The following is a 9,595-nucleotide window of genomic DNA, read 5'->3' on the forward strand; positions in this document are numbered from 1 at the left end:
TAGCTTCAGTGCTTCTGCTTTAAATTCAGCAGAATGGAGAATACGTTTTTTCTTGTTTGTCATGGTTCACCTCATTAGTGATTGTACTCACTTAATTAGGTGTCCAAAACTGGTGGTGCGGATCATATTGCTATACGGGCAACGAAAAAGCTAACAGAAGAAATGAGAAAGAAACACGCAATTTCTATCCTAAAACGAAATCGACAAGATGGTAGTTCTGGAGCTAACAACCATCTGCGTGAAGATGTTTCATCGAAAGAAGTCATCAATACCAAATCTAAAACTATAACGATACCAGGAGACTTGACTCGTCCGCATCACCCTGAGTTCCTTGAAGAACTAACCGAACTAGTTTTTGCAGAAGATTTGAGTGATCGGATATTGGATACTAATCTGATCGAGAGGGCTTCTCAGGGTAGTGATCCACTTGAAAATCTCAGGGCTTCGGGCGTTTTGTGTGACGACCCATTGGAGACGTTTAGTTAGAATTTAGCTGTATGGCGAACCCTTCGGAGGTGATATTCGTTTACCTGATGCATTACCCGATGAACTACTATTTAGCCGAATGATCAGATATTGCAGTGTAGGTGCGGTTCCCATACCTGAATTTCTTAAAAGCGTATATGGAGACCATAGAGCAAGTATTAACCCGATACTTACTGCTGGTTTAAGTTCGCTTTCAAGCCTTTACTGTGAGGGCAAGAATGACCTGCTAATGGAGCAAACTCTTGCTCCGTTGTTTATGCATTATTACCCGCAATACAAAGCCAAATTATCTGAAGCTATATCGTCAACGGACAATTACACGGCTATTAGGTTAAGCCAGCTTTCGTGCGTGAGAGAACATGCACAACTCACCCTCAAAATGTGCCCTGTGTGTGTTCAAGAAGATATCAGACAATTTGGTGTGGCCTACTGGCACCGAGTTCATCAAATACCTGCTATTGAGTCTTGTTGTGAGCATCAGCAGCAACTAGTGGACGTTCGTCTTCCTAAACGATTAAAGTTAGCAGTTGGGTATCCTTCTTCTTTTGAAACCAAGTCTCAAGAAAGTAGCGATGAAAGCTTTCATTTAGCGCAATTTTCTCGGCAAGTACTTCGGCAACAATCAAAGAATATTTCTATCTTTAAGGCAGATAGTTACTCTGATAAATTATCGAATCTTGGCTATGTGACCAAGAGCGGTCGAATACGCAGGGTAAAGTTACTCTATGACTTTTATAAGTTTGTAAACCAATTGCATTATCTATCTCCAAATGTTCTACCATCATCTGAATCGGATTTTAAGTACATTACCAATTTGCTCTATAACCAGTTTTCACAGCATATTTTCAAGTACTTAATTTTTGAATACTGGTTATCGAAGCAGCGAAGGATTAGAAAAACACCAGAAATAATCAGTGAACATAATGCCGATAGTCCCCCTAATGTAGAGCAAGAATGTTTGGCTCTCCTAAAGCAAGGATTATCAATTTCATCGATAAGCAAGCAAATAGGAAAGAGTCGCACTTATGTAAAATCCGTGGCGTATGTTTCTGGGATGGAGGGGCTGTTTGAACCCACGAAAATAAAATCATCGGTTATAGAGCGCGTTATTGCTCTTGCATGGAAAGGTTTTCATCGTTCAGAGATCGCCCGACATTTATCAGTATCGACAGGAAGTGTCGAAATGTTGATTTCTAGCGTAACTGGGTTGGTTGAGTGGAGAAAGAGGTGTAAGCATGAATCGAAACGGCGACGCTACAAATGCCTGATACTTCGATACCGACACAATAATCCGTTAAGGATAAGAAAAGAGATACGGCGAGATTGTTACGCAGCGTTTTACTGGCTGTATCATCATGAACCTGAATGGCTTGAATCCATATTACCTAAGCCATCCCACCCACACCAGCAGAAAAGAAGCGCAAAATAGCGACAAAGGTCTGTCTTAATTGCGAAGTTACGGTGAATGTCTCTGATGATGCCTAACATAGCGATAACCATGATGCTGTCATGAAGCGAGCAAAATGGATTTACGCTGCGTTCAAGGAGTTTCGTGGTCACCTACAATATGTTCAGTACAAAGAATATGTCAGCGGTGAAATGCAGCAAATTACTGGTGACACTAAACTGCTTTAACGAAGACAAACAGGCTCTGACGAAAGCTCTAGTTTCTTGTTGGTGTAGCGTGTGTGCTGAATGTATCTTCCAAGAACGTCTGTCTGAATTATTACCGCAAACCACTTGGGTGAACGGAATTCCGAGTTTTCGGGTTTTGCCAATGATGAAGCAATAGGGAAGCTGTTCGACTAAGGGAAAACTGATGCTTAATCCATATTTGGTCAAAGCGCCCAAGGAGTCTATCGATTATGTGATTCTGCACGAGCTATGTTATATCGCGGAGCACAACCACAGCGAGAAATTCTGGCGATTACTCACAAGCGTGATGCCCAACTGGAAAGAAGTAAAAAGCCGCTTAGATAGCATGGCGGAGTTGTATTTGAGTGAAACGAGGAGGTATTGATTTGTGGTTCCTTAATAATGAGTCAGTGCAAAGCTGGTTCTTTAGACTTGCTTTGTTATCCGGGCAGCAGCAATTCGAGAAAGTTGTCGGTACGAATGGTGAATGGCATTCTACTCCGACGCTAACTGATGGATGTAGCTTAGATTGGGAGTCTATTCCAGATAAGGAGTTGCTGAGTTTTTTGAGAAAGTCTGGAATAGCCAACCAAGAAGCAGGGATGTTTGATAATCCAACGCTTTACGTTAATGACATGTTAATCGCAACCTCGACGATGTACGGCAGACCAAGTCGGAAAGGTGCTATACCAGTAAGGTTTTGCATTGAGTGCATCAAGACATCCTTAAAGATAAATGGATTTGGATATTTTAAGGCAGATTGGTTAAGTGCAACAAAGTGTGCTGTGCACAATGTTAACCTTGAAGAAATTACCAGTGGTAATAGAAAAAGTGCGGTACTCAGCATAAAACAAGCTCTGAGTGGACGTGGTACACCAGAGAGTCAGACTTGTACTCAGTTAGACGAAAACGGCCATAAATATTCAGATTTGACGGATCAACCTAGCTACCACGTCATGCCATGTTTACTGAACAAATTCTACAATTGGGCATCTAGGAAGTGCAGAAAAAGCGAATTAAGACATGAGTATTTGAGTTTTTTTGATCCCTATGGAGTTAAAAAATATATATCGGATGAACGGTTAGTTCGTCAGTTCTTTTACTTCAAGGAGAATTACTCAGAAGAGTTTAAAGCTTTTTGGGAACAATCCGCAGAGATAAAAGAATACAGGTTTGGGTTTAGAGAAAAACTATCTCTGGCTGAAACGTTAGCTAAGAGCAGGGGAGAAAACTGTTCGAAATGCTTTCAATGGAGTGATACAGACTACTGTCCTATCAAGCCAGTCAAAATTTCGTATCTTAGCGAAGAGTATTATGTGAGCTTCGATGAAAACCCTTGCGACCTCTTACTTTGGCGTAAAAAACATAAAATTACTTTTAATGCATGTCATTTAATGGAGCGTGAGACTAAGAATTACGACCCCCAAGAAGGTTCATACTAATTGCTACTTTCTAGTCCGAATCAAGCTACAACTGAGTATTAAAGCATCATACTCGTTGTAACTCACTTCTGGACAATTCTGAGTTACGAGCCGTAGAGCACTCTGATTTTTCGGATGACTTCCAGTATCACAATTATGCGACCAGCCTACGTGCAACTAGCCAAGTCTCCTTATCCACTGCGGTGGCTACGATCTTAGTTATGCCCGCGATTCACTAGCATGAGTGCAGGCAAACACCTCTAGTAAATAGGCAGTTCATCATGAGCTGCCTATTTGATCTAAATCTCTATTTTAGGCTTGCTTCATGGAGAAAGTAGCCCAGATGCGTTAAATTATAATGAACCGCCAAACATTAAGCGTTCCATGAAAAAGTACCAAGAACTTGTTCAAGATATAATCAGTAAGATTTGCCAAAATATTATTGATGTAAAATTACCTTCAGAAAGAGAATTAGCTGAAAAATATGACATTTCCCGTTTCTCGGTGAGAAAGGCAATGTCTAAACTTGAAGCAATTGGTATGGTTAAATCCAAAGCTGGCTCGGGGTATTATGTAAACACCTCGAGTATAGATTCACCATTAATATACAACTCAGTAACTGAGAATAAATTTGGTGAAATTTCTTATAAGAAAATAAAATTGAATAAGAGATTACCAACCATACATGAAATGCAAGTATTCTCAATTGAAGAAGATGAATATATTTGGAATGTGAAACGCTTAAGGTTAATTCAAGGAAAAGTCACCCAGATTGAAGAAGCGAGGCTGCCCGTGAAATTATTCCCAGTGGTGAACGATAATATTATCGAAAGCTCTCTTCAGAAGCATGCACTTTCGTTGGGGTTGGAAATCGACAGCTACCTCACGACCTACCAAGCGATCAGTGTTTCAAAGGAAGATGCAGATTTATTGGGATGTAAGCGCTCTAGTTCAGCAATGAACATCACCAATCGTGGCTTTCTCACTTCTGGTGAGGTGTTTGTCGTCAGTGACATCATTGATATCAACTACCAGTGTACTTACCACTCCAAGTTTAACCCAGAGAGTTTAAATTACCGAGATCAAAACGACCGCGATTAGCGGTCATTTTTCTATTTAAATGAAGTGAGCCTATCGCTATGGCGTATGAATAGTGCCATCAGGCAGTCGGCTCTGAGTCCATTCATGAGGACGATAAGTGACCGGGAAATCTTGTGCAGCATCTTGGTTCATTTCAACCCCGATCCCTGGCAACTCTGATGCATATAAATAGCCATTGATAGGCTCGGCAGCATTAGGAAATACCGCTTGTGTATTAGCATTGTATTCAACGTGCTCTTGAATCGCAGCGTTATGTAGGTGCACGTTTAAGTGAGTATTCACTGCTGCGCCAATTGGTGTCATATCTGGTGGACAGTGCCATGCAATGCGCACTCCAAAGCTTTGGCATAGGTGACCCAGTTTCAATGCCGGAGTAATCCCCCCGATCTGAGAGACATGGCATCGAATGAAGTCAATACGGCGATTAATGATCAGTTGTTTCCACTCTTCAGGGTTGTTAAATAACTCCCCTAGCGCTAGCGAAACACTGGTTTGACTGCGAAGATTATCCAGCCACTCAGTTTGGTTTGGCGGCAATATATCTTCAATAAAATATGGCGTGTACTGTTCTACTCGTTTGGCAAATTGAATTGCTTGATTTGGGAACAGGCGTTCATGGACATCGTGAAGAATGTGGAATTGATTGCCATACTTTTCACGCAAGCATTTGAACATCTCAACCGTGTTTTCCATATACTGGTCTTGGTCGTAGTAAGACCCGTCAGTTGGGTTATTTGCCGTGTGGATATTTTCTGGCACACCACCATAAAAACCTAACTGGCAGCGAATATGTTTGTAGCCCTGCGCTAGGTATTTTTCGACCTGCTCATACAGCCCTTCCATTGTATCACTTGTTGCATGGGTATAGACCTGAATTGCATCACGAGCTTTACCACCAAATAATTGATGTAGCGGCATGTTAGCTAATTTCGCTTTAATATCCCACAGCGCCATATCAACACCTGAAATAGCATTATTGATTACTGGTCCATTACGCCAATAAGCATTAACCATCATCATTTGCCATAGGTCTTCAATATTATTAGCGTCTTTACCAATTAATAACGGTTTGAGATATTCATCAACCATTGTTTTTACCGCCAATGGTCGTTGCTGGAAAGTAGCACAACCAAAACCTTTCATCCCTGATTCCGTTTCAACAATAACGGTAATCAGGTTGTGTCGGTCAGGTTTGGTTATCATACACTCAACATTTGAAATGATATTTTTATTCACTTTAAAACTAGCTCGATCAACAGGATTTATTTTATATAAGCGTGAAAAAATGCAGATTTCAAGCGGTAATTTATACTGAAAATTAACTGGTTCGTTCCTATTTAGAATTAGGATAAAAAAACGAACCAATTGCTAAAAAACGGCCAAAATTAATTTTCAAGCTGTTTTATTGTGATTTTTATCACTGTTTTGTCGATTGGATAAAAATGCTCAATCGCTAAGATTATCGCAGTAAATGAGCAGACCAGCACATAGGAATGTATGATGCAATTGACAGAAACTAACATGGCTATCAGCGATAGTGCACTAGGGAAAGCAGACAGCTTTAGCATGAAATTACAAGAATTGGTTGCAGCCCTTGGCGGTAACGAAAACATAGCAAACATCACTCACTGTATGACTCGACTGCGTTTTAAATTGGTCGATGAGTCAAAAGCGAATAAAGAAAAACTCGAAGCCATTCAAGGCGTGAAAGGTGTGGTTCTCGCACAAGGTCAAACTCAGGTGATCATCGGCGTTGAAGTCGAGAAATGGTACCTAGCGCTATCCGGTGCAAGTGCAGCGCCAGAAGACGCAGAGATTGAACAAGAGAAAGGTAAACTGTTCCAAAACGCAATGCGCATCGTCGCAGGCATCTTTGGTCCGGTCGTTCCTGCCATTGCCGGTGCAGGTATGTTAATGGGCCTATTATCAGGGCTTATTGCTACTAATGTGATTTCGGAATCTTCCGATACCGTGTTCTTTTATCGCTCTATCTCTGTGGCTGTGTTCTTCTTTTTACCTATGCTGGTTTCGTTCTCAGCAGCCAAAGTGTTCAAAGTGAATGAGTACATTGCATTGGCGGTTGCAGCGGCAATGATGTCTCCAAAGCTAGTAGAAAAGGCTGCCTTACTGTCTGATGCTGGCAGCAAAGCCGAGCTTAACGTGTTTGGAGTGGTACCAATTGAGCTAATGAACTACGGCGGTGCGATTGTGCCAGCGATCCTTGCGGTCTGGGTGCTATCTAAGATCACTCCGATGGTGGATAAGCTGGTTCCGAGCTCAGCAAAACCGGTATTTACGCCACTGCTAGCCTTTACCGTCACATCAACTGTTGTCCTTTCACTGGTTGCGCCTGCTGGCATGTGGGTAAGTAATGGTGCTGGCTGGGTGGTTAGCTCGCTACTAGAAATCTCACCAACTTTGACAGGTTTTGTGTTCGGCTTAACTCGTCCAATTACTATTGTGTTTGGTATTCACCACAGCATGACGCCAATCAGCCTAAATAACTTTGCGCTTTACGGAAAAGACCTGTTAATGCCAATCATGTGTCTGGGTAACCTAGCAATTGCAGGTGCGACGATGGCGATTTGGTACAAACAGCGTAACAGTGTGTCTAAAGAGCAGTCTTCGATGACGGTAGGTTCTGGCGTGACAGCGATTCTAGGTATTACTGAACCAGCACTGTTCGGTACGCTGACTAAATACACCAAAGCGCTGTTCATGGCGAGCTTGGCAACCGGTATTATGGGCGCTATCTCAGTAACTATCGATACGCACCTAACAAGTTACATTCTATCGTCAGTATTCAGTCTTCCTGCGTACTTAGCGAGCGGTACACAGAACTTTATTCAAGCTGTGATGGGTGTGATTGGCGTGTTTACTCTGTCATTTATCCTGACCATGATGTTTGTTCGCTTAGACAACAAATAATCCTTCAATATAACATCAGGCCTGCTCAGCTCAGCTCAGCTCAGCTCAGCTTAGGTTGGCTGGCCTGACTTGCATAAAGAAATAGTGCGATGAAGACAATTGCCATCATTGGGGAATGCATGATTGAACTGAACGGAAAACCGTTTGGGGAGATGCAGCAGACGTTCGGTGGAGACACCTTAAACGCCGCGATTTATCTATGCCGAAGTCAAAGACACTCAACCTCTGAACTGTCAGTGAAGTATGTCACGGTCATGGGAGGTGAAGCTCTTAGCCAAGAAATGACGGCTCGCTGGAAGCAAGAGGGCGTTGATACCAGCTTAGTTCTGACCGATACCGAGCGTTCACCCGGGCTGTACTTGATTCAGCTCGACATGCAAGGTGAAAGAACCTTCTTGTATTGGCGAGACCAATCTGCGGCTAAGTATCTCGTTCAGCACCCTGAGTTTGCACAGGTGACGTCATCTTTAAAAAGCGCAGATATGGTGTTTGTCAGCGGCATCAGCTTGGCGATCTTACCTAAGCAAGATAGGGCGCAGATGCTGGAGTTACTGGCGCAGTTAAAAGAGTCGGGTGTCGAAATCGCTTTCGATAGCAATTATCGACTGGCACTTTGGCCTGATGACAATCATCAAACCGTTCAGTCTGCTTATCGCCTTATGTATCAAACAACCGATTTAGCCCTAGTAACGTTTGATGATGAGCAAGCCATCTGGGGAGATGAAACTCCTCTACAAACTTGCGAACGGCTCACTGCTCTTGGGGCAAAGACGGTCATCGTCAAACTCGGTGCTAACGGTTGTTTAGTCTCGGAACAGGGCGCTAATGAACCCTATAATGTGTCAACAACGGTGGTTGAGAATGTGGTCGATACAACGTCTGCTGGTGATTCATTTAATGGCGGCTTTTTAGCGACATACCTTGAAACCGGCGACATAAAACAAGCTTGCCATAATGGTAATGTGCTGGCTGGTGAAGTGATTCAGCATAAGGGCGCCATCATCTCTAAGGCGTTCACAGACGCCGCAAAGCATAGATTCAAATAGGAACAAAACAATGCCTAACTTAAACGAGCAGCTACAAGCGCTGAAAGTTATCCCTGTTATTGCGATTGATAATGCACAAGACATTATCCCACTGGGTAAAGTGTTGGCGGAAAACGGCCTACCAGCAGCAGAAATTACCTTTCGCTCAGAAGCGGCAGTAGAAGCGATTCGACTCCTGCGTGAAGCCCAACCTGACATGCTGATCGGTGCAGGCACGGTGCTAAATAAACAACAAGCGATGGCAGCAAAAGAAGCGGGCGCAACGTTTATAGTGTCACCGGGTTTTAACCCAAATACTGTAAAAGCGTGCCAAGAGATTGGTATTGATATCGTCCCGGGTATCAACAACCCTAGCACCATTGAAGCGGCATTAGAAATGGGCCTAACCACACTCAAGTTCTTCCCTGCGGAAGCCTCAGGTGGTGTAAATATGGTTAAGGCACTGCTGGCGCCATACACGAACGTGAGATTAATGCCAACGGGTGGAATCAATCTTGCCAACATCAAAGACTACTTAGCTGTGCCACGAGTGCTGGCGTGTGGAGGTTCATGGATGGTTGATAAAAAGCTGATTGAAGCTGGCCAATGGGATGAACTGGCTAAGCTCACTCGCGAAGCGGTTGCCCTCGTTTCTGAGTAATTAAGTTATCCCCCACTGCTCCTTCAAGCGCCTCTATTCTGATTAAGATGGAGGCGTTTTTGCATCTTATCGACAGTGAACGTTAGCTTTATCATCGAATTAATTTCTTAATCTTCTGAATAGTAGAGTAACCAAACCATATAAGCATTAGTAATATTTATTCAAATGAGGCTGAACAGACATGTTATGAGTAACAACTCTAAACAGAAAAGGGGCGTGCGACGTGAGGTCGTATGAAGCGCTGTTCACCGCTTAATGTGTGAACCATCTGTATCACCAGATGAACCTAGGACTCTGAATAAAGTAGCGAGTCTGACAATGTAACGAAGACTGGTCAT

8 protein-coding genes and 1 pseudogene are annotated in these 9,595 nt (G+C 42.9%); 8 read left to right on the plus strand and 1 reads right to left on the minus strand.

Features of this window, described 5'->3' with window-relative positions:
- Positions 1-162 precede the first annotated feature (162 nt).
- The 5 genes and pseudogenes from EXZ60_RS17590 to EXZ60_RS17610 all read left to right on the plus strand — a co-directional run bounded on the left by EXZ60_RS17590 (position 163) and on the right by EXZ60_RS17610 (position 4,643).
- The gene (locus EXZ60_RS17590; RefSeq protein ID WP_277436067.1) at positions 163-486 is read left to right on the plus strand and encodes a hypothetical protein; all 324 of its coding nucleotides are present in this window, start codon (positions 163-165) and stop codon (positions 484-486) included.
- Between the two features lie 34 nt (positions 487-520).
- Complete coding sequence (locus tag EXZ60_RS17595; RefSeq protein ID WP_277436069.1) at positions 521-1,915, plus strand: TnsD family Tn7-like transposition protein; 1,395 nt, start codon at positions 521-523, stop codon at positions 1,913-1,915.
- Positions 1,900-2,506 (plus strand): annotated as a pseudogene (locus EXZ60_RS17600) (YgjP-like metallopeptidase domain-containing protein); the annotation flags it as partial. The gene EXZ60_RS17595 and the pseudogene EXZ60_RS17600, both read left to right, overlap by 16 nt.
- Position 2,507: 1 nt before the next feature.
- The gene (locus tag EXZ60_RS17605; RefSeq protein ID WP_214647189.1) at positions 2,508-3,563 is read left to right on the plus strand and encodes a TniQ family protein; all 1,056 of its coding nucleotides are present in this window, start codon (positions 2,508-2,510) and stop codon (positions 3,561-3,563) included.
- A 363-nt stretch (positions 3,564-3,926) separates the two neighbouring features.
- Positions 3,927-4,643 (plus strand): GntR family transcriptional regulator, encoded by a 717-nt coding sequence (locus EXZ60_RS17610; protein ID WP_094133148.1) that lies wholly within the window; start codon positions 3,927-3,929, stop codon positions 4,641-4,643.
- A 36-nt stretch (positions 4,644-4,679) separates the two neighbouring features.
- On the opposite strand, the gene EXZ60_RS17615 is transcribed toward EXZ60_RS17610, so the two are convergent.
- Positions 4,680-5,879 carry an enolase C-terminal domain-like protein gene (locus EXZ60_RS17615; RefSeq protein WP_094133149.1) on the minus strand — a complete coding sequence of 400 codons (1,200 nt, stop codon included), beginning with the start codon at positions 5,877-5,879 and terminating at the stop codon, positions 4,680-4,682.
- A 264-nt stretch (positions 5,880-6,143) separates the two neighbouring features.
- Here EXZ60_RS17615 and EXZ60_RS17620 point away from each other — a divergent pair, with 264 nt between their 5' ends.
- The 3 genes from EXZ60_RS17620 to EXZ60_RS17630 all read left to right on the plus strand — a co-directional run bounded on the left by EXZ60_RS17620 (position 6,144) and on the right by EXZ60_RS17630 (position 9,257).
- Positions 6,144-7,571 (plus strand): PTS transporter subunit EIIC, encoded by a 1,428-nt coding sequence (locus tag EXZ60_RS17620; protein WP_094133150.1) that lies wholly within the window; start codon positions 6,144-6,146, stop codon positions 7,569-7,571.
- Between the two features lie 89 nt (positions 7,572-7,660).
- Positions 7,661-8,617 (plus strand): sugar kinase, encoded by a 957-nt coding sequence (locus EXZ60_RS17625; protein WP_094133151.1) that lies wholly within the window; start codon positions 7,661-7,663, stop codon positions 8,615-8,617.
- A 10-nt stretch (positions 8,618-8,627) separates the two neighbouring features.
- A complete protein-coding gene (locus EXZ60_RS17630; protein ID WP_277436068.1) occupies positions 8,628-9,257 on the plus strand; it encodes a bifunctional 4-hydroxy-2-oxoglutarate aldolase/2-dehydro-3-deoxy-phosphogluconate aldolase in 630 nt (209 codons plus the stop codon).
- Positions 9,258-9,595 lie beyond the last annotated feature (338 nt).

This window comes from Vibrio sp. 1151_11 (assembly GCF_029478525.1).
In the GTDB taxonomy this organism is placed as follows: domain Bacteria; phylum Pseudomonadota; class Gammaproteobacteria; order Enterobacterales; family Vibrionaceae; genus Vibrio; species Vibrio anguillarum.